The following is a 19457-nucleotide window of genomic DNA, read 5'->3' on the forward strand; positions in this document are numbered from 1 at the left end:
CCGGCCACCGGGTCACCAGCTCGTCGGCAGCGGCATGCCCTCGGTGTAGCCGGCGGTGCTCTGCACGCCGACCAGGGCCCGCTCGTGGAACTCCTCCAGGTTGCGCGCGCCCGCATAGGTGAACGCGCTGCGCACCCCCGAGATGATCTCGTCGATCAGGTCCTCGACGCCGGGCCGGGCCGGGTCCAGGTACATCCGGGCCGAGGAGATGCCCTCCTCGAAGATCGCCTTCCGGGCCCGGTCGAACGCGCTGTCCTCGGCGGTCCGGGCGCTCACCGCGCGGGCCGAGGCCATGCCGAAGCTCTCCTTGTAGCGCCGCCCGTCGGCATCGGTGTAGAGGTCGCCGGGGGACTCGTAGGTGCCGGCGAACCAGGAGCCGATCATCACGTTCGAGGCGCCCGCCGCGAGCGCCAGCGCCACGTCCCGCGGGTGGCGTACGCCGCCGTCGGCCCAGACGTGCCGGCCGAGCGAGCGGGCCGCGGCGGCGCAGTCGAGCACCGCGGAGAACTGCGGGCGCCCCACGCCGGTCATCATCCGGGTCGTGCACATGGCGCCCGGCCCGACGCCGACCTTGATGATGTCGGCGCCCGCCTCGACCAGGTCGCGCACGCCGTCGGCGGTGACCACGTTGCCCGCCGCCACGGGAACCCCGGGGTCGAGCTTGCGGACCGCCCGCAGCGCCGAGATCATCCGCTCCTGGTGCCCGTGCGCCGTGTCCACCACGAGGGTGTCCACCCCGGCCTCCAGCAGCGCCGCCGCCTTGCCGGTCACGTCGCCGTTGATGCCCACCGCGGCGGCGACGCGCAGCCGGCCCCGGTCGTCCACGGCCGGCTTGTAGAGCGTGGCGCGCAGCGCGCCCGACCGGGTCAGCACGCCGACCAGGCGACCCTCGGCGTCCACCACGGGGGCGAGCCGCCGCCGGCCCGCCGAGAGCCGGTCGAAGCCGGTACGCGGGTCCGCGTCCGCCGGCACCGTGTGCAGCTCGGTCGACATCACGTGCCGGAGCTGGGCGAAGCGGTCCACCCCGACGGTGTCCGCCTCGGTGACCACGCCGAGCGGGCGGCCGGCCTCGTCCACCACGATCACCGCGCCGTGCGACCGCTTCGGCAGCAGGTGGATGGCGTCGCCGACGGTGTCCGTCGGGCCGAGCGTGATCGCGGTGTCGTGCACCAGGTGCCGCTGCTTGACCCAGGCGACGACGTTGGCCACGACCTCGATGGGGATGTCCTGCGGGATCACCGCGATCGCCCCGCGCCGGGCCACCGTCTCGGCCATCCGCCGGCCGGCGACCGCCGTCATGTTCGACACCACCAGCGGGACCGTGGTGCCGGTGCCGTCGGCCGTGGCCAGGTCGACGTCGAGCCGGGAGCCCACCTCGGAGCGGTTGGGCGCCATGAAGACGTCGTTGTAGGTCAGGTCGTGCGCGGGAGTCGCGCCATGTAGGAACCGCACCCGGCCATCATTCCTGGCCGTGGACGCGACCGCCGCTGATGGTCACGGAAAACACCCCGGCTCGGCCCCTGGCGGTGCCGGCCGCCCTCGCGGCGGCCGTGCACGCCACGGCCGCCGAGACCCTCCACTGATCGGGTGGCGGGCAGCCCCTCAGGAGATGGTGCAGATGGCGGCGCCGGCGGTGATCACCGCGCCGACCTCGGCGGCCAGCCCGCTGACCGTGCCCGCCTTGTGGGCGTGCAGCGGCTGCTCCATCTTCATGGCCTCCAGGACCACGACGAGGTCGCCCTCGGCCACGGTGTCCCCGTCGGCCACGGCGATCTTGACGATGGTGCCCTGCATCGGCGAGGTGAGCGCGTCGCCGCTGGCCGCCGCGCCGGCCTTGGCGCCGCCGCCCCGGCGGGCCGGCTTCTTCGCGGCGGGCGCGGCTGCCGCCGTACCCCCGCCGAGGCCGGCCGGGAGGCTGACCTCCAGCCGCTTGCCACCCACCTCGACCACGACGGTCTCGCGCTCGGCCGGGCCCTCGACGGCGCCGGCCGGGGCGGTGAAGGCCGGGACCGTGTTGTTCCAGCCGGTCTCGATCCACCGGGTGTGCACGGTGAACGGCTCGGCGGTGAACGCCTCGTCGCGCACCACCAGGCGGTGGAAGGGCAGCGCCGTGGCCATGCCCTCGACGACCATCTCGTCGAGCGCACGGCGGGCGCGCTCCAGCGCCTCGGTACGGGTCTCGCCGCTGATGATCACCTTGGCCAGCAGCGAGTCGAAGTTGCCACCGATCACGTCGCCGGCCGAGACGCCGGTGTCCACCCGCACGCCGGGACCGCTGGGCAGCCGCAGCGCCGTGATGGTGCCCGGGGCGGGCAGGAAGTTGCGGCCCGGGTCCTCGCCGTTGATCCGGAACTCGATCGAGTGGCCGCGCGGGGCCGGGTCCTCGGTGAACCGCAGCTTCTCGCCGTCGGCGATGCGGAACTGCTCCCGGACCAGGTCGATGCCGGAGGTCTCCTCGGTCACCGGGTGCTCCACCTGGAGCCGGGTGTTGACCTCCAGGAAGGAGATCGTGCCGTCGGCGCCGACGAGGTATTCCACCGTGCCGGCGCCGTGGTAGCCGGCCTCCCGGCAGATCGCCTTGGCGCTGTCGTGGATCTGGCGGCGCTGGGCCTCGGTGAGGAACGGCGCGGGCGCCTCCTCGACCAGCTTCTGGTGCCGGCGCTGGAGCGAGCAGTCGCGGGTGCCCACCACGATGACGTTGCCGTGCTGGTCGGCCAGGACCTGCGCCTCGACGTGGCGGGGCTGGTCGAGGTAGCGCTCGACGAAGCACTCGCCCCGGCCGAACGCGGCGACCGCCTCGCGGGTGGCCGACTCGAACAGGTGCGGGATCTCCTCCATGGTGCGGGCCACCTTGAGGCCGCGCCCGCCGCCACCGAAGGCCGCCTTGATCGCGACCGGCAGGCCGTGGTCGACGGCGAAGGCCATCACCTCGTCGGCGTTGCCGACCGGGTCGGGCGTGCCGGGGACCAGGGGCGCGCCGGCCCGCTGGGCGATGTGCCGGGCGGTCACCTTGTCGCCGAGGTCGCGGATCGCCTGCGGGGTCGGACCGATCCAGGTCAGCCCGGCGTCGAGGACGGCCTGGGCGAAGTCGGCGTTCTCGGAGAGGAAGCCGTAGCCGGGGTGCACGGCGTCGGCGCCGGCCCTCGCGGCCACGTCGATCAGCTTGTCGATCCGCAGGTAGCTGTCGGCCGCGGTGTCGCCGCCCAGGGCGTACGCCTCGTCGGCCAGGGTGGCGTGCAGGGCGTCCCGATCGGAGTCCGCGTAGACGGCGACGCTCGCCAGGCCGGCGTCGCGGCAGGCGCGGATGACGCGGACGGCGATCTCGCCGCGGTTGGCGATGAGTACCTTGCGCACCTTGGTGGCTCCTCCCGAGGTCGTTGCCGGGAGTGTATCGGCCGGGGATTCGGCCCTAACGATCGCTCAGTGTGGGATGCCGCACTGTAGTCAAATTTGCCTATTACGCTTGTCCGGTGTCGGCAACACGGATGATGATTCTGGGCCTGGTGCGGTGGATGCAGCCGGTGCACGGCTACGACGTACGCCGTGAGCTGCTGAGCTGGAGCGCGGACAAGTGGGCCAACGTGCAGCCCGGTTCGATCTACCACGCCCTGCGCAAGCTCACCGACGAGGGCCTGCTCCGCACGGTCTCCGTCGAGCAGGTCGGCGCCCGCCCCGCCCGCACCACCTACGAGGTGACGGCGAAGGGCGACGAGGAGTTCGAGACGTTGCTGCGGGCGCAGTGGTGGCAGCTCAACGAACCGGCGGACCCGTTCGTGGCGGCCTTCTCGTTCCTGCCGGCGATGCCGCGCGACGAGGCGGCCGCCGCACTGCGCAACCGGGCGAACCTCATCCGCGCCGGCGTCGAGTCGATGCGCGCCTCGCTGGACTCGGACTGGGTGCGCAACCGCAAGCCCGTGCACGTGGGCTGGATGTTCGAGCTCTGGCTGGCCCGGGCCGAGGCGGAGATGGGCTGGTGCGAGCGGATCGCCGAGCGGATCGAGTCCGGAGTGTCGTACCTGCCTGCTGGGCTGGAGCGGGCCGAGGGGTGGTCGGGATGGAAGGACGGCGCCCCCGACGCGGAATAATCAACGTTGACCACAAGAGTTATATCGCGTTAGTCTCTGCGCGAGCCGTGGGGAAGCCGTGCCGGTCCTCGCGGACCATCGGCGGCCGGTCGTGTCCGGCCCGGAGGACCAGGAGCAGACATGATCGAGACCAGGGGGCTGCGGAAGTCGTTCCGCTCCCGCGCGGGTCGCGAGACGAAGACCGTGGACGCGGTCCGTGGCGTCAACCTGGAGGTGGCCGAAGGAGAGATCTTCGGCTTCCTCGGCCCCAACGGCGCCGGCAAGACCACCACCCTGCGGATGCTCGCCACCCTCATCGAGCCGGACGGCGGCGAGGCCACCATCGCCGGTGCCGACCTGCGCAAGGACCCGGCCGAGGTACGCCGGCGGATCGGCTACGTGGCCCAGGGCGGCAGCACCTGGGACGAGTCCACCGCCCGCGAGGAGCTCGTGCTGCACGCCCGGCTCTACGGCATCTCCAAGGCCGAGGCGCACCGCCGCGCCGCCCGCGCCCTGGACGCCTTCCAGCTCAGCGAGTACGCCGACCGCAAGTGCAAGACCTACTCGGGCGGCCAGCGCCGCCGCGTCGAGATCGCGCTCGGCATCATCCACGAACCGAAGATCGTCTTCCTGGACGAGCCGACCACCGGCCTCGACCCGCAGAGCCGGGCCCACATGTGGGACGAGATCCGCCGGCTGCGCGCCGAGGGGATGACCGTCTTCATCACCACGCACTACCTCGACGAGGCCGACGCGCTCTGCGACCGCATCGCGATCATGGATCACGGCGAGGTGGTCGCGGAGGGCACCCCGGCCGAGCTGAAGCGCGAGATCTCCGGCGAGGTCGTGCTGGTCGGCCTCGACGCCGCCACCACGCCGAAGGCCGCCGAACTGCTCGACACCGAGGCGTACGTGAGCAAGCTGGAGACCGTCGACGAGGGCGGCCTGCGCCTCTACGTCGACGAGGGCGCCACCGCCATCCCGCAGGTGCTGCGCCGCCTCGACCACGCCGGGCTGGAACTGCGCTCGATCGAGCTGCACCGCCCCAGCCTCGACGACGTCTTCCTCACCAAGACCGGCCGCTCGCTGCGCGAGTCCTGAACATCGGGAGAACTGTCATGAAACTCGCCCGCGACACCTGGCTGATCTTCCAGCGGCAGATCCAGCTGCTGCTGCGCAACCCCGTGTGGGTCTTCGTCGGCGTCTTCCAGCCGGTGATGTACCTGCTCCTGTTCGCCCCGCTGCTCAAGCCCGCGCTGAACGCGCCGACCCAGGCCGCCGCGTACAAGATCTTCGTGCCCGGCCTGCTGGTGCTGCTGGCCATCTTCGGTGGCCTGTTCCAGGGCTTCGGCCTGATCGCCGAGCTGCGCGCCGGGGTGATCGAACGGTCCCGGGTCACCCCGGTCAGCCGGCTCGCCCTGCTCCTCGGCCGCTCGCTGCGGGACGTCGTCTCGCTGATCGTGCAGGCGGTGATCATCACGCTGCTCGCGCTTCTGTTCGACCTGCGCGTCTTCATCGGCGACCTGCTGCTCGCGTACCTGATGCTGGCCCTCATCGCGCTCATGACCTCGGCCGTCTCCTACGGCGTGGCGCTCAGGGTCAAGAGCGAGGACGCGCTGGCCCCGCTCATGAACACCGTGGCCCAGCCGGTGCTGCTGCTCTCCGGCATCCTGCTGCCGCTGACCTTCGCCCCCGGCTGGCTCCAGGGCATCGCCGACTGGAACCCGTTCTCCTGGGCGGTCGACGGCACCCGGGCGCTCTTCGCCGGCGACCTGGGCAACGACAAGGTCTGGCAGGGGCTGACCATCGTCGCGGTGCTCGCCGTCGCCGGGGTGGTCTGGGCCGCCCGACAGTTCGCCCGCAGCGTCCGCTGAGCAGGACGAGAGCTGCCTCTCATCCGGGGCGGGGTGCCGGCCACGCGCAAGTAGCGTAAGGCCGGTGCCCCGCCTCACCCGTGACCGGACTACCTGGCTGACCTACTCCCAGCTGGGGTTGTGGGGCTTCTTCCTCTACGGGTTCGGTCCCGTGGTGCCGCTGCTCCGCGACGAGCAGGGCACCAGCGCCGCCGTCGCCGGCCTGCACAGCACCGGCATCGCGGTCGGCGCGCTGGCCGGCGGCGCGCTCTTCGCCCCGGTCGCCCGCCGCCTCGGCCGCGGCCCGGCCATCTGGCTCGGCCTCGCCGGCGTGGCCGCCGGGGTCACCGCGCTCGGCCTGCTCCACCCGCTGCCCGCCACCATCGCCGCCGTCGCGGTGATCGCCACCTTCGGCATGATGGTGATCAGCGGGGTCAACGTGGTGCTCACCGCCCACCACGGGCGTGGCGCGCCCGCCGCACTCAGCGAGGCCAACGCGGCGTGCGCCGGAATGGGCATCCTCGCGCCGCTGGTCATCGGCGCGACCGTGGACGCCGGTCACGGCTGGCGGCCCGCGATGGCCGCCGAGGTCGCGCTGATCACCGTGGTCGCCCTGGCCGCCGTGACCTTCCGGGTACACCTCCCGAAGGCTGACCCCGCTGTCGCGGCTGCCGCGCCCTCTGCTTCGTCTCCGATCTTGGACACCTACCGTTCGCCTCGAACGGAGACTGTCCAAGATCCCGGATCGCGCGTGGTGCCGGCGCGGCTGCCGCGGGCGTACTGGATCGCCTGGGTGCTCATGTCGGTCACCGGCTCGATCGAGGTCTGCCTGTCGCTCTGGACCGCCGACGTGCTCCGTACCCACGCCGGCCTCAGCGCCGGCGGCGCGTCGGCGGCGGTCGCGGCGATCGTCTGCGGCATGTTCGCCGGCCGGCTGGCCGGCGGCCGGCTCGCGCTGCGCTGGCGGCCGGTGCCGCTGCTCCTCGCCGCGCTGACCGTCTCCCTGGCCGGGTTCGCGCTGTTCTGGTCCGCCCCGGTGGGCTGGCTGGCCGTGACCGGCCTGGTCGTGCTCGGGCTGGGCAACGCCCTGCACTACCCCTTGGCGATCTCCATCGCCCTCGCCGCGGCGGGACCGGCCACGGACAAGGCGGCCGGCTGGGCGTCGTACTCGATGGGGGTCGGTTTCGGCATCGCGCCCGTCGCGCTCGGCTGGGTGGCCGACGGCGTCGGCCCGCACCTGGCGTTCCTGCTCCTGCCCGGCTTCATCGCGGCCGCCATGCTGCTCACCGTGCGCCTGGGCCGGGCCCTGCGCGCGGCCGCGCCCACCGACGACCGCACGCCGGCCGCGGCCGCCGCCTGACCTGTCGCCGCCCGGCCGCCCAGCCGCTCGGCCCGCTCGGCCGGCTTGATCGACTCCGGCTCGGCGAGGTGGCGGGGTCCGGCGGGTGCGGACACCGCCACCTCGGCGTACTGGTTCAGAGCACCCGGGCGAGGGTCACGCCGTCGGCGATGGGGAGCATGACGACCTCGACGCGGACGTCGGCGAGAATCTCGTCGTTGAAGGCGGCGATCGCGCGGTCGTCGGCGTTCTGCGGGGCGAGCACCCGCCCGTTGCGCAGCGTGTTGTCCACCGCGATCACGGCACCCGGACGCATCCGCGGCACCAGCTCGTCCCAGTAGATCGGGTAACCGACCTTGTCGGCGTCGATGAAGGCGAAGTCCAGGTACCGCTCCCGCGGCAACTCGCGGAGCGTGTCCGCGGCCGGACCGATGCGCAGCTCGATCCGGTCCTGCACGCCCGCGCGGGTCCAGTACCGCCGGGCCACGCCCGTGTACTCCTCGGAGATGTCGAAGCAGGTCAGGCGGCCGCCCTCGGCCAGGCCCCGCGCGATGGCCAGCGAGGAGAGCCCGGTGAAGGTGCCCACCTCCACCGCCTGCCGGACACCGAGCAGCCGGGTCAGGAAGGTGAGGAACGCGGCCTGCTCGGGCGCGACCTGCATGTCCGCCTGGGCGGGAAGGGCGGCGCGGGTCTCCTCGGCCAGCTCCCGGACGATCTCGTCGGGGGCGGACCCGTGCGCCACGAGGTACGCGTGCAGTTCCGGGGTCAGCGGCAACGGCTTCGTGCTCATGACCGGACGTTAGCCGAGATTTTCGATCTCCTGGCCCCCGGGCGCGACCTTCGTCCACAGGTCGGTGATGTTCAGCCCCAACTCGGCGACGAGACCCCGCAGCAGCGGCAGCGAGAGCCCCACCACGGTGCCCGGGTCGCCCTCGATGCCGGTCAGGAACGCCCCGCCCAACCCGTCGATGGTGAACGCCCCCGCGACGGCCAGCGGCTCACCCGTCGCCACGTACGCGGCGATCTCCGCATCGCTGATGTCGGCGAAGTGCACGGTGGTCGAGGCCACCGCCTCCGCCCGGGACTCGTGCACCACGTCGAGCAGGCAGTGGCCGGTGTGCAGCACCCCGCTCCGACCGCGCATCCGCTGCCACCGCCGTGTGGCGTCCGCCGCGTCCGCCGGCTTGCCCAGGATCTCCCCGTCGAACGCCAGCACCGAGTCGCAGCCGAGCACCAGCGTCCGCTCGTCGGGGTCCGGACGCAGCCGGCCCAGCACCGCCTGCGCCTTCAGCCGGGCCAGCTCCAGGCACAGCTCCTCGGCGCGGTCGCTGACCACCTGCGACTCGTCGACGCCACTGACCAGCACGTCGGGTTCGATTCCGGCAGCCTGGAGCAGCTTGCGGCGGGCGGGACTCTGCGAGGCGAGCACGAGGCGCAGCGGAGTAGACACCCGACCGACGCTACCGGCTGATCCGCGGCGGCGGGTCGTCGCCACGTCGACGCCGGCGCCAGGCCAGGTACCCGCCGCCCGCGGCCAGCAGCACACCCAGCGTCGCCAGGCCGCGTGCCGTGGAGTTGTCGTTGTCCTTGTTCTTGTTCGCGGCCGCAGTCGAGGCGGGTGCGGTGACCGACGATGTCTCGAAGCCGAGTGGGGGGACGTCGGCGGTGAGGGCGGCGACCAGGTCGATGACGCCGTAGCCGTACTGGTCGTCGCGGCCGGGCGGACCCTTGTCGATCGCCGTTGCGGTCAGGCGGTGAGCGACCTCCTGCGCGGGGAGGTTGGGGTATTTGGAGCGGATCAAAGCCGCGGCACCAGCCACGATGGCCGTGGCACTTGAGGTGCCGGTTCCCTTCGAGTACTTCCCTCGGTAGCTGGTGCTGTAGATGTCTACGGCAGGAGCCACTATGTCGACGTCTGGCCCTACGACTGAGACTGAGGCGTGGTCGCCCAGGCGGTTAATGCCTCCCACTCCGATCACTCCCTGCTCGCGCGCCGGATAGCCGACATAGGAATCCTTGGGCGCATTCCCTGCGGCTGCGACTACTACCACATTCGCCGATACGGCGGCCTTGACCGCCCTTATCAGTTCAGGGCTTGCCCCTCCAACACTGGAGACGCATATGACGCCTGCGCCATGGGCGATCGCAAAATCAATGCCGAGCGCCAAATCATCCGCAGTCCCAGCGTTGTTTGCACCCGACGACTGAATCGGCAAGATCTTCGCTTGTGGCGCAATCCCCAGAGCGCCCGTGCCGTCGCTCCGACCGTGTGCGGCGATCAGGCCGGCCATGCTTGTGCCGTGGCTGTTCAGATCTTTGCGACCGTCGCCAGGAGTGCCGGAGATTGTCGTAGTTCCTGCCAGAAGATTTTCGCGGAGGTCTTGGTGAGGATCAACGCCTGTGTCTGCAACCGCTACAACCACTCCCTCTCCTCGGCTGATTCGGTGAGCCTCACCCACCTTCAAGTAGCCTAAGTGCCACTGATCAGGCCGGATGCGTGCAGCGGCGTCAGGGCTGGCTTGGGGGTTCGTGTGAAGGTTGGGGGAAGAAATGCCAGAAATTGCCAGGGCCGCGATCGCGAGAGAAAGACCTACTTTCACCGATCGAAGCCAATTGCTGGGCCGGGATCGATAGGGCCATCTTCTTCGGGTGGCAGCATGACAGGGGTGACGCCCTGCGCCGTCTCCCAAGGGTTGTCGGGATCCCAGGGCCGAGGGCTTTGTGCTTCTCGTTCAGGCCGACGGGGCATGCCGTGGCCGTTTATTGCAGAAGGTGAACCGCCAAACGGGAAGGTGTTCTGGGCTCCGTTGAGTTGCGCGTTCCGTCCTCCACCCGGCCTGGAGCCCGCAGCGCCGCTTGGCGCCGTACCCGCACCACCCCCACCGATGACCCCGCCGACTGGGTTGATGCGGCGTGAAGGGTTGGAGCTAACAGGCTGGCCGGCGCCTCCACCTGGCAAGCCTCCGATCAAGCCGTTAGGCGGTAATGGTCGAGAGGTGTTCGGTGGCGTCAAGCGAGAAGTTCCGCTCTTCGGTTCATTTGTTCGAAGATCGGGCGGAACCGTTGGCCCGCCGCGGCGGACCGGTGGAGCGCTTCCAATTCCTGCGATCGGAGGGGCCGCGGAATTTGGAGCCACTCCGGTCGTCGGGGATGGGTGCGCAGTATTCGGGAGGGTCGGCCGCGTGGGATCTGATGCTAGCCCTGTACCGACACCGCCTAGTACTGGCCCAACCCCCGCCGACGGGACGTTGGCGGGTGGCATGGAGGGTGATGCTGCCTGCGTCGTAGTCGTTTTCGGTCGCTTGGGTGAAGAGATGCCCTCCGACGATGCAACAGGAATGGGGATGACGGGAGGGATCACAGGTGCTGCGTTCCCATATACGTCTGGGTCGTTCGTCTGACGACCTGGCCGAATCGGTGCTGGTGGGCGTTGGAGCATGACTTGGGCTTGTTGGAGTTCGCCGCTCAGTCCCGTCATCAACCCGCGTGCCCGTACGTTCAACTCTTCGAGGTCCGTGTCCGTCACCGGAGGCTTCTCCGGCAGCCGGCTCCCCGCCACCGCCTTCGGGTCGGCGAGCACCGCCTCGTACGCCCGCTTCTGTCGCACCTTCTCCGCGTACTCGTCGAAGAGCGGCTTGAGTTCGGCGCGGGTGCTGCCGATGGCGCGGGTGGCGGCGGCGAGCGCGTCGTAGTTCGCGGCGGCGGCGTCGTGGGTGCGTTGCACCTGGTCGATGAGCTGATCGAGTTCGCCGAGGTACGCGCGGGCGGCGGCGTTGGTCTCCGGCGGCCACGCCTCCGCGAGCCCGCGCCGGTATTCGCGTAGCCGGCTCACGTGGGCGAGGGCCAGGTCGCAGACCTTGCGCCAGCCGGCGACCTGCTTCCACTGGCCGGTGGTGTCCTGGTCCTGCAGGCACGCCCACATGCTCAGCACGTCCATGAGGTGCCAGTCGGTGAGCCCGGAGGTGCGTCCGCTGCCCCGTTCGATCACGGCAGGACCACCCGCCCCGGCTCGGCGGCGGTGGGATCGGCCAGCGGCGGCGCCGGGCGGGCGGTCGCCACCGACGGCGCCGCGAGGGCCTGTTCGACGTCGCCGACCCGGGCCGAGGAGAAGGCGTCGGAGTCGTCGTAGGCCGCCGCGATGTGGCCGGCCGCTCCGGCCAGCCGGCCAGTGGCGGGGGCCAGGTCCCACACCATGGTGACCGTGGCCTTCTGGGTCTCGTGGTGGGCCTGGAGGAACTGGACCAGCTCGACGAACGCGTCGGCGGGGTTGGGGATCGGCGCCCGCATGTCGTCGGCGATGTACGACAGGTGGGGGGCGTAGTTGCGGCTGACCTCGTCCTGGAGCCGGTCGGCGAACTCCCGCATCCGTCGGATGTCGGCCTCGATGCCGCCGTAGTCACGCAGCCAGCCGGCCGGCTGGTTGTCCTCCGGGATCATCGACCCTCCCTGCCCGTCACCGCACGGTTTCCCTGAGTGAGGTTAATGGCTCGGCGCGGATCCCGGCAGTCCTGATGCGCGGGTGCGTACCCCGGGAAGGGTCAGCGGGGGAGGCCGGAGGCGCGCCACGCGCCGGAGCCGGCGACGGGCGCCGCGCCCGCCGGACGGGCGCTGCGCGCCCAGTGCGACACGGCGGCCGGCGCGGGGGCCGCGGCGGGCCGGGTCCGCACCACGATCGCGCCGACCAGGGCGGCCAGTTCCTCGGCGGTGGGCACGCCGCGGACGATCCGGAACAGCGGCTCTTCGGCAGACATGCCGACAGGGTACGCGTCCAGAACTTGACCTTCACCGCACAGTGGCGTGCCGCCGGTGTAGGCGTCGGCGCTGCCGGGTACGGTTTCCGGGATGTCTAACGCGCTCCCCCAACTCGTCGCCGACCGGTACCGGCTCATCTCGCCGCTCGGCCAGGGCGGCATGGGTCGGGTGTGGAAGGCGCGCGACGAGGTGCTGCACCGCGACGTGGCGATCAAGGAACTCGTCCCGCCGCCCAGCCTCACCCCGGAGGAGCGCCGCGAGATGCGGGAACGCTCGCTGCGGGAGGCCCGGGCCATCGCCCGGCTCAACAACGTCAACGTGGTCCGCATCTTCGACGTGCTGCGCACCGACGGCGATCCGTGGATCGTCATGGAATACGTGCCGTCGAAGTCCTTGCAGGACACGATCGCCGAGGACGGCCCGGTCTCGCCGGCCAAGGCCGTGGAGATCGGCCTGGGCGTGCTGGGCGCGTTGAAGGCCGCGCACAAGGCCGGCATCATGCACCGCGACGTGAAGCCCGGCAACGTGCTGCTCGGCAACGACGGGCGCGTCGTGCTCACCGACTTCGGCCTGGCCACGATTCCGGGCGACCCCAACGTGACCCGCACCGGCATGGTGCTCGGCTCGCCCGCGTACATCGCCCCGGAGCGCGCGAAGGACGGCACGGCGGGGCCGGAGGCCGACCTCTGGTCGCTGGGCGCCACGCTCTACGCCGCCGTGGAAGGCAAGTCGCCCTACGCGCGGCCGTCGGCGATCGCCACCCTGGCCGCGCTGGCCACCGAGTCGCTGCCGCCCCCGAAGAACGCCGGCCCCCTGAAGCCCGTGCTCCAGGGCCTGCTGCGCAAGGACCCGGAGGAGCGGATCACCGCCGAGGTCGCGGAGCGCATGCTGCGCAAGGCCGCGGGGCGGCGGGCCAAGGGCATCTCGCTGCTGGACGGCGTACGCCGGCCGGGGCCGAACGGTCCCCGCGTGCCGCGCCCACCGCTGGTGCCGGCCCCGCGTCCGGCGGACGGCCAGGCCGAGCGGCCGGTGAGCCCGGCGCCGCGCACATTCGACAAGGGTGCGGCTGCGGTGGCCGGTGCCGCGGCGGTCGCCGGCGCCACCGAGAAGGCGTCGGCCGGCTCGGACGCCGCGCCCACCGCCAAGGTGGCCCCGCCGGTCGCCGAGCCGACCACGAAGCTCGACGCCGCGCCCGTCACCGACGAGACCCGGGTGGACGGTCCCGATCCGGCGCTCGACGAGACTCGGCTGGACGGCGAGCCCGTGGTGGAGCCCCCGGCCCCGCCGAGGAACCCGACCTCCGTGCTGGCCGAGCCGGTCAGCCCAGCCCCGTCGACGGGCCGGGCCGCGGTGATCCCGGGTACGAAGCCGGAGCGCAACAGGCGCAACCTGCTGATCGGCGCGGTGGTCGCGGTGCTGCTGGTCGGCCTGGCGGTGGCCGTGCCACTGCTCAACTCCGGTGACGACGACCCGAAGGGCGGGCAGCAGGCCGCCACCACCTCGTCGGCCGCGGCCCCGCCGGCGCCGGGAACCAGCGCCGCACCGACCTCGGCCGCGCCGAGCAGCGCGGCACCCAGCGCGACCCCGTCGGCGTCGGCGTCGGCGTCGCCCACAGGCTTCGTGCTGCCGGCCGGGTGGACTTACTACGAGGGCCCCATCGGCTTCAAGGTGCCGATCCCGAACGGGTGGAAGGCGCGGGTCCGCTCCTCCGACAACTCGGTGGTGCTCTACGAGGTTGGCGGTACGAATCGCGTGCTGCTCATCCAGTGGACCAATTCGCCGAAGAGCGACGCGGCGGCGGACTGGCGGCAGCAGGAGCCGGCCCGCCGGAGCCGGGTCACCGCGTACCAGTTGGTTGGCATCAAGCCGTGCGACTGGTACCGGACCTGCGCGGACTGGGACTGGCTGGAGACGCGGGACAGCGGCACCCGCTTCCACGTGCGCAACCGGGGCGTGGCCACGGCCAGCAACCGGGGCTACGCGCTGCGCTGGGAGGTCCCGGCGAACGCCTGGGACGCCAACCTGGCCAACTGGGAGATCATCACCAAGGGCTTCAAGCCCGACCGGTCGAACTGATCCGGCGAATCCCACCGTTGCGAAACTGACTCGCATGGCCTTCCGTCTCCGGGGGTATTGAGACCCGCGACGACGGAAGGAGGAACGACATGGGTTACCGACACAGGGACACCGGCCCCCGGCTGGCACTGTGGATGCTGGTCGCGCTCGGGGACGTGATCCTGCTGCTGGTCAGCGCCGGTCTCTCCGCCCCGGTCGCGGTGCTCGGTGCAGTCGCCCTCACCGTCGCGGGGGTGGCGGCGTGGCGGCTGGCGCGGCGGACCACCCTGGCCGGGCGGGGCGCGGTCCCCGTGCCGGTCGGCTCGCGACGCAGGGCGTGACCCGGGGCCAGGACGACAGTGGCGGCAGCCGGACCAGCTATCGACCTCGGTCGTAGCCGATCCCGCTGCCGCCGACTGGCGACCGGGGCCGATCAGGTGTTGTTGGCCAGGGCGATCAGCCGGGTCCGGTCACCGTTCCAGTAGTTGCGGTCGACGTTGCCGCTGATCCCGGAGACGCTGCCGGTGCTGGTGTACTGCCAGAAGCTCCAGAACGGGGCGCCGGCCGGCAGGGTGCCCACCGTGCTGGACCACCGTGCGACCCACAGCGGGTGGTTGGCCCACGGGGCGGTCCAGCTGCCGGTGCACTGGTTCCACCAGCTGGTGGTGGTGTAGATGACGGCGTACCGGCCGGTGCGGGACCGGTAGGTGTTCAGGAAGTCCTGGACCCAGTTGCGCATGCCGGTGGTGGTCAGGCCGTAGCAGTAGCCGCCGCTGTACGGGTTGGCCTCCAGGTCGAGGGCGGCGGGCAGCGTGCGGCTGTCGGCGGACCAGGCGCCACCGTTGCTGGCCAGGTAGTTCGCCTGGGTCGAGCCGGCGGAGATGTTCGGCCGGGCGAAGTGGTAGGCCCCGCGGATCACGCCGGCGTTGTAGGCGTTGACGTAGTTCGCGTTGAAGTTCGGGTCCTTGTAGCTCGTGCCCTCGGTGGCCTTGATGAAGGCGAACTGGATGCCGGCGTTCCGCACGCTGGTCCAGTTGATGCTGCCCTGGTAGCGGGAGACGTCGATGCCGGGAGTGGTTGCCGCGGCGGCCGGTCCGGCGGTCGCGACGAGGCCCGCCGCCGCGGTGGCGGCGACGGTCAGGCCGGCGGCGAGCAACCGGCGCACGGAGAGTCTGGTACGAGCCATTGATGCCTCCAGGACGTCCAATGATTGACGCCTATCTTTGGAGGTAAGTGCCCTAGATCGCAAGAGGGCTTAAAGAATTCTTCATTGACGATCGTCGTCGCCCCGGTGACCGGTGCGGGTCGGTTCAGCGGAGGGTGCCCGGGTCGATGACCCAGCGGAAGGGCTCGGTGATGCTCAGCGTCTCGCCGGCCTTGGCGACCCGGTCCTCGACGTAATGCTCCCCGTCCAGCCGGTGCAGCCGCAGCGAGTGGCTGTCGCCGTCCTGCTCGACCAGCAGGTACCAGGGGATCCGGGCGATGGCGTAGAGCTGCATCTTGACAAGCCGGTCGGCGGCGGCGTTCCCCGGCGAGACGATCTCTCCGACGAGCCGGACCTCGCTGACCTCCATCACGGTGCCCTCGTCGTCGGTGTCGGCCACGACCAGGTCCGGAATGACGATCCGGTTCAATCCGAGTCGGACGTTGACCGCCTCGAATACCAGCAGCCCGTGCTGTTCGACCGCTGCTTCCACCGAGTTCGCTAGGCGGCGCGAGATGGTCTGGTGCCTCTTGCTCGGAGCAGGGCTCACGATCAGGCTCCCGTCGAGCAGTTCGATCCGGTCGCGGCTCTCACCCAGGGCGAGGTAGTCGGCCTCGGTCCAGGGGCCGACGTGCGGTCCGAAGGGCTCAAGTGGTGCCGCGCTCATCGGCGTTCACCTCCGCTCCGACTCGCCACCCGATCAGTTCCACACGATACGGGTCGTCGCCCCTCGAATGACACAGCTCGGGCCGGTAGGCTCCCCGCCCATGCCCCTGATCGACGGCCTCACCACCCTCTGGGACAAGCTGCTCGGCGCCCAGCCGGACCCGCCGCCGCTGCTGGTGCTGCTCACTGCCGTCGTCGCGCTGGTGGTCGTCGCCACCCGGCTGCCCTGGCGGATCGCCCGCAACGCCGTGACCATCGCCCACGAGGGCGGCCACGCGCTGATAGCGCTGCTGACCGGCCGGCGGCTGCGGGGCATCCGGCTGCACTCGGACACGTCCGGGCTCACCCTCTCCGCCGGCCGCCCCACCGGACCGGGAATGATCCTCACCCTGCTGGCCGGGTACGTCGCCCCGTCCCTCATCGGTCTGGCCGGGGCGTGGTTGCTCGCCGGCAACCGGATCACCCTGCTGCTCTGGGTCGCGGTGGCGCTGCTGCTCGCGATGCTGGTCATGATCCGCAACGTCTTCGGCGTGCTGTCGCTGCTGGTCACCGGCGGCGTGGTGCTGGCCGTCTCCTGGTACACGTCGCCGCAGGTGCAGGCGGTGTTCGCCTGGACGTCGGTCTGGTTCCTGCTCTTCGGCGGCGTCCGCCCGGTGTTCGAGCTGCAACGGCTGCGCAGCCGGGGGCGGATGCCCGAGTCCGACGCGGACCAGCTCGCCCGGCTCACACCGTTCCCCGCGCTGTTCTGGGTCGGCGTGTTCCTGCTGGTCGCAGTCGGTGCGTTGGTCGCCGGCGCGCTGCTGCTCGCCGGCCCGATCCTCACCGACGTCGGCCTCACGATCTGAGCGGGACATCACCCGTCCCGGAGCGCCGCTGGGCTGCGCCCGCATGGACGAGGTGGGTCACGGCCAGCGCTGGCTCTGCCACCTCGCCATCGTGAGCTGACCGAGCGCCGGTTCCCGCTGTGGAGTGGATCACCCGGCGGGACGGGTCGGGGCGGGGCAGAATCGGACGGGTGCGATACGTGATCATCGGGGCGGGCGCGGTCGGCGGCACCATCGGCGTACGGCTGGGGGAGGCCGGCCGCGACGTGACGCTCGTGGCCCGCGGCGCGCACCTGGACGCCCTCCGGGAGCGGGGCCTGACCCTGCGGACGCCGGACGGCACGGTGACCGGCCGGCTTCCCGCGGTGGCCGGCCCGGACGACCGCCCGCTGCCGGCGGACACCGTGCTGGTCCTCACGGTCAAGTCCCAGGACACCGCGGCGGCCCTGGCGACCTGGGTGGACACCCCGGTGGAGGGCGGCGGCACGGCGGGCGAGCGGCTGCCGATCGTGCTGGCCCAGAACGGCGTCGCCAACGAGCCGGCCGCGTTGCGGCTGTTCGCCCGGGTGCACCCCGTCTGCGTCTGGCTGCCCGCCACTCACCTGGAACCCGGCGTCGTGGTGGCGAACGGGCACCCGCATCCGGGGATGCTGCACCTCGGCCGCTATCCGTCCGGTGCGGACGACACCAGCCGCGCGGTCGCCGCCGACCTGACCGCCGCCGGGTTCGTCGCGCCGGTCCGCGACGACGTGATGCGCTGGAAGTACGGCAAGCTCCTCGGCAACCTCGGTAACGGCGTCCAGGCGCTGCTCGGCCGGGAGGCGCCCGAGGCGCTGGCCGCCCGCGTACGCGCCGAGGGGGAGGCGGCGCTGGCAGCGGCCGGCATCGCGCACACCACCCCCGAGGAGGAGGCCGCCGAGCGGAGCGACCGCGTGCGGCACCGGCCGGTCGACGGCGAGGAGCGGGCCGGGGGCTCCACCTGGCAGAGCCTGGCCCGGGGCGCCGGCTCCGCCGAGGCGGACCACCTCAACGGCGAGATCGTGCTGCTCGGCCGGCTGCACGGAGTACCCACCCCGGCCAACGCGGCGGTACAGGCCGCCGTGCGGCGGGCGGTCCGGGAGCGCATCCCGGCCGGCGGCTTCCCCCTCGCCGAGCTGGAGAAAATGGTCGGCTGAACCGGCAACCGCGGCCCGGGCTCCAGGCGTCTCTCCTGCGACCGCCACGGGGGAGGTAGCAGGGTGCCGGACGTCGACGGGTTCGACGAGTTCTACCGGGGCAGCCGGCAACGGCTGCTCGGTTTCGTCTACGTGCTCACCGGCGACCTCGCCGAGGCCCAGGACGCCGTGCAGGAGGCGTACATCCGGGCCTGGCAGCGGTGGTCGACGGTGCGCGGGTACGACGACCCGGAGGCGTGGGTGCGGGTGGTGGCCAGCCGGATCGCCGTGAGCCGCTGGCGCAGCCTGCGTAGCCGGGCCCGGGCCTACCTGCGGCACGGGGCGGAAGAGAGCATTCCCGCGCCGACCACGGACACGGTCGAGGTGGTGGCCGCGCTGCGCCGGCTCCCCGAGGAGCAGCGCACCGCCATCGCGCTCTACTACCTGTGCGGCATGCCGGTCGCCGAGGTGGCCCGGGAGACCGAGGCGCCGGTCGGCACGGTCAAGGCGCGGCTCTCCCGGGGGCGCGCCGCGCTCGCCGGACTGCTCGCGGTCGTGGATCTGGAGGAGGCCGCCGATGCGTGACGATGACCTGACCTTCGTCGAACTGCTGCAGCGGGAGCTGCACAGCGTCCGCTGGGCGGAGCCGGCCGAGATCCGGGCCCGCGCCCGGCGGCGCAGCCGGCGCACGGTGGTGGCGGCGGCGCTCGCCGTGCTGGCGGTGGCCTCGGGCACCGCGCTCGTGGAGGCCGGGCGGGCCGCCGGTCCGACCAGCGCCGTGGGGGACGGCGGTCCGACGGGCACGGTGGCGGCGTCGCCGGTCGCCCCCGCGCCGTCCGGCCGCGCCGACATTCCCGAGGCGGTGCTGCTCGAGCCGCGCGACCTCACAGTCAAGACGGGGGTACGGCTCGGCGACACGGGCCTGGCCGAGCCGGTGCGGGTCGACAGGCAGCTGGAGTCCTGCGCCCGCGAGCAGGGGATCTATCTGCAGCCGACCGTCTCCCGCTACTCCCGTTCGCGGACGCTGCTGCGGCCCGTGGCCGGGGCGTCGGGTGATGTCCCGGTGTTGAGCCAGGACGTGTACCGGGTCGACCCTCCGTGGGGTCTGGGACTCTTCGGCGACATCGATCGGATGCTGGCGGCCTGCCCGCAATGGCAGACCAGCTCGCTCCTGACCCAGACTGGCCGGACAGTGACCGCGGAGACCGAGCACCGCTGGGAGCCTGCCGTCACCGGATTCGCCGGCGACCAGTCGGTGATGCTGCGGCACGTCACGGACCAGGCCCGCGACCAGACCAGCGGGAAGGCGGTCGGGCCGGCGGGGTCGGTCGACGTCACGCTGGTGGTCCGGCTCGGCGACCTGGTGACCGTGATCGTGCCCGGCCCGGGCACGATCGAGGACCGGGTCGACGGCAGCGGGCCGGGCCTGAGCTACCCACAGCTCGAGGCACTCGGCAGGGTGGCCGCCCGGCGGCTGTGCGGAGCGGCCAACCCGGGCTGCTGACGCGCCGAGGCCCCCGTCGCACGCGCGTCGGGGGCCTCGGCG

The 19457-nt window shown here is 72.2% G+C and carries 20 protein-coding genes; 11 read left to right on the top strand and 9 right to left on the bottom strand.

What is annotated here, in order from left to right; all coding sequences use genetic code 11:
* Positions 1 to 12: 12 nt before the first annotated feature.
* Together GCE86_RS29575 and GCE86_RS29580 are read right to left on the bottom strand one after the other, a co-directional pair.
* A complete protein-coding gene (locus GCE86_RS29575) occupies positions 13 to 1452 on the bottom strand; it encodes a GuaB1 family IMP dehydrogenase-related protein (protein WP_154229945.1) in 1440 nt (479 codons plus the stop codon).
* Positions 1453 to 1602: 150 nt separating this feature from the next.
* Positions 1603 to 3354 (bottom strand): acetyl/propionyl/methylcrotonyl-CoA carboxylase subunit alpha, encoded by a 1752-nt coding sequence (locus GCE86_RS29580; RefSeq protein WP_154229946.1) that lies wholly within the window; start codon positions 3352 to 3354, stop codon positions 1603 to 1605.
* A 131-nt stretch (positions 3355 to 3485) separates the two neighbouring features.
* Here GCE86_RS29580 and GCE86_RS29585 point away from each other — a divergent pair, with 131 nt between their 5' ends.
* The 4 genes from GCE86_RS29585 to GCE86_RS29600 all read left to right on the top strand — a co-directional run bounded on the left by GCE86_RS29585 (position 3486) and on the right by GCE86_RS29600 (position 7277).
* On the top strand, positions 3486 to 4085 hold the full coding sequence (locus tag GCE86_RS29585) for a PadR family transcriptional regulator (RefSeq protein WP_154230725.1): 600 nt from the start codon (positions 3486 to 3488) through the stop codon (positions 4083 to 4085).
* A gap of 120 nt (positions 4086 to 4205) precedes the next feature.
* A complete protein-coding gene (locus tag GCE86_RS29590) occupies positions 4206 to 5165 on the top strand; it encodes an ATP-binding cassette domain-containing protein (RefSeq protein ID WP_154229947.1) in 960 nt (319 codons plus the stop codon).
* A gap of 17 nt (positions 5166 to 5182) precedes the next feature.
* Positions 5183 to 5938 (top strand): ABC transporter permease, encoded by a 756-nt coding sequence (locus GCE86_RS29595; protein ID WP_154229948.1) that lies wholly within the window; start codon positions 5183 to 5185, stop codon positions 5936 to 5938.
* Positions 5939 to 6002: 64 nt separating this feature from the next.
* Positions 6003 to 7277 (top strand): MFS transporter, encoded by a 1275-nt coding sequence (locus GCE86_RS29600; RefSeq protein ID WP_154229949.1) that lies wholly within the window; start codon positions 6003 to 6005, stop codon positions 7275 to 7277.
* A 115-nt stretch (positions 7278 to 7392) separates the two neighbouring features.
* On the opposite strand, the gene GCE86_RS29605 is transcribed toward GCE86_RS29600, so the two are convergent.
* Genes GCE86_RS29605 through GCE86_RS29615 form a run of 3 tightly spaced genes read right to left on the bottom strand, consistent with a single transcriptional unit; the run spans position 7393 to position 9817 of the window.
* Positions 7393 to 8046 carry an O-methyltransferase gene (locus GCE86_RS29605; protein ID WP_154229950.1) on the bottom strand — a complete coding sequence of 218 codons (654 nt, stop codon included), beginning with the start codon at positions 8044 to 8046 and terminating at the stop codon, positions 7393 to 7395.
* A 9-nt stretch (positions 8047 to 8055) separates the two neighbouring features.
* Positions 8056 to 8706, bottom strand: coding sequence for a Maf family protein (locus tag GCE86_RS29610; protein ID WP_154229951.1), 651 nt, complete (start codon positions 8704 to 8706; stop codon positions 8056 to 8058).
* Between the two features lie 10 nt (positions 8707 to 8716).
* Positions 8717 to 9817, bottom strand: coding sequence for a S8 family serine peptidase (locus GCE86_RS29615; protein WP_420846453.1), 1101 nt, complete (start codon positions 9815 to 9817; stop codon positions 8717 to 8719).
* 954 nt (positions 9818 to 10771) lie between these two features.
* On the opposite strand from GCE86_RS29615, the gene GCE86_RS32535 reads away from it, so the two are divergent.
* Positions 10772 to 10948, top strand: a complete 177-nt coding sequence (locus GCE86_RS32535; RefSeq protein WP_167537082.1) for a hypothetical protein — start codon at positions 10772 to 10774, stop codon at positions 10946 to 10948.
* A gap of 292 nt (positions 10949 to 11240) precedes the next feature.
* On the opposite strand, the gene GCE86_RS29625 is transcribed toward GCE86_RS32535, so the two are convergent.
* Positions 11241 to 11693 carry a hypothetical protein gene (locus tag GCE86_RS29625; RefSeq protein WP_154229954.1) on the bottom strand — a complete coding sequence of 151 codons (453 nt, stop codon included), beginning with the start codon at positions 11691 to 11693 and terminating at the stop codon, positions 11241 to 11243.
* A 101-nt stretch (positions 11694 to 11794) separates the two neighbouring features.
* Positions 11795 to 12007 carry an acyl-CoA carboxylase subunit epsilon gene (locus GCE86_RS29630; RefSeq protein ID WP_154229955.1) on the bottom strand — a complete coding sequence of 71 codons (213 nt, stop codon included), beginning with the start codon at positions 12005 to 12007 and terminating at the stop codon, positions 11795 to 11797.
* A gap of 91 nt (positions 12008 to 12098) precedes the next feature.
* Between GCE86_RS29630 and GCE86_RS29635 the strand changes: the two genes are divergently transcribed.
* Positions 12099 to 14084, top strand: coding sequence for a serine/threonine-protein kinase (locus tag GCE86_RS29635; RefSeq protein ID WP_154229956.1), 1986 nt, complete (start codon positions 12099 to 12101; stop codon positions 14082 to 14084).
* 89 nt (positions 14085 to 14173) lie between these two features.
* The gene (locus GCE86_RS29640; RefSeq protein WP_154229957.1) at positions 14174 to 14404 is read left to right on the top strand and encodes a hypothetical protein; all 231 of its coding nucleotides are present in this window, start codon (positions 14174 to 14176) and stop codon (positions 14402 to 14404) included.
* A gap of 92 nt (positions 14405 to 14496) precedes the next feature.
* Here GCE86_RS29640 and GCE86_RS29645 read toward each other — a convergent pair whose 3' ends face one another.
* Positions 14497 to 15249, bottom strand: a complete 753-nt coding sequence (locus GCE86_RS29645) for a GH25 family lysozyme (protein WP_154229958.1) — start codon at positions 15247 to 15249, stop codon at positions 14497 to 14499.
* Between the two features lie 124 nt (positions 15250 to 15373).
* On the bottom strand, positions 15374 to 15934 hold the full coding sequence (locus tag GCE86_RS29650; RefSeq protein WP_154229959.1) for a Uma2 family endonuclease: 561 nt from the start codon (positions 15932 to 15934) through the stop codon (positions 15374 to 15376).
* 100 nt (positions 15935 to 16034) lie between these two features.
* Between GCE86_RS29650 and GCE86_RS29655 the strand changes: the two genes are divergently transcribed.
* The 4 genes from GCE86_RS29655 (at position 16035) to GCE86_RS29670 (ending at position 19415) form a co-directional block, all read left to right on the top strand.
* On the top strand, positions 16035 to 16778 hold the full coding sequence (locus tag GCE86_RS29655) for a M50 family metallopeptidase (protein ID WP_154229960.1): 744 nt from the start codon (positions 16035 to 16037) through the stop codon (positions 16776 to 16778).
* Between the two features lie 170 nt (positions 16779 to 16948).
* Positions 16949 to 17932, top strand: coding sequence for a ketopantoate reductase family protein (locus GCE86_RS29660; RefSeq protein WP_154229961.1), 984 nt, complete (start codon positions 16949 to 16951; stop codon positions 17930 to 17932).
* A 63-nt stretch (positions 17933 to 17995) separates the two neighbouring features.
* Entirely contained in the window at positions 17996 to 18496 is a 501-nt protein-coding gene (locus GCE86_RS29665; RefSeq protein ID WP_154229962.1) for a SigE family RNA polymerase sigma factor, read from the top strand.
* Complete coding sequence (locus GCE86_RS29670; protein ID WP_154229963.1) at positions 18489 to 19415, top strand: hypothetical protein; 927 nt, start codon at positions 18489 to 18491, stop codon at positions 19413 to 19415. Before GCE86_RS29665 ends, GCE86_RS29670 begins: the two co-directional genes overlap by 8 nt.
* The last annotated feature ends 42 nt before the right edge of the window (positions 19416 to 19457 follow it).

It is taken from the genome of Micromonospora terminaliae (assembly GCF_009671205.1).
Classification (GTDB): Bacteria; Actinomycetota; Actinomycetes; order Mycobacteriales; family Micromonosporaceae; genus Micromonospora; species Micromonospora terminaliae.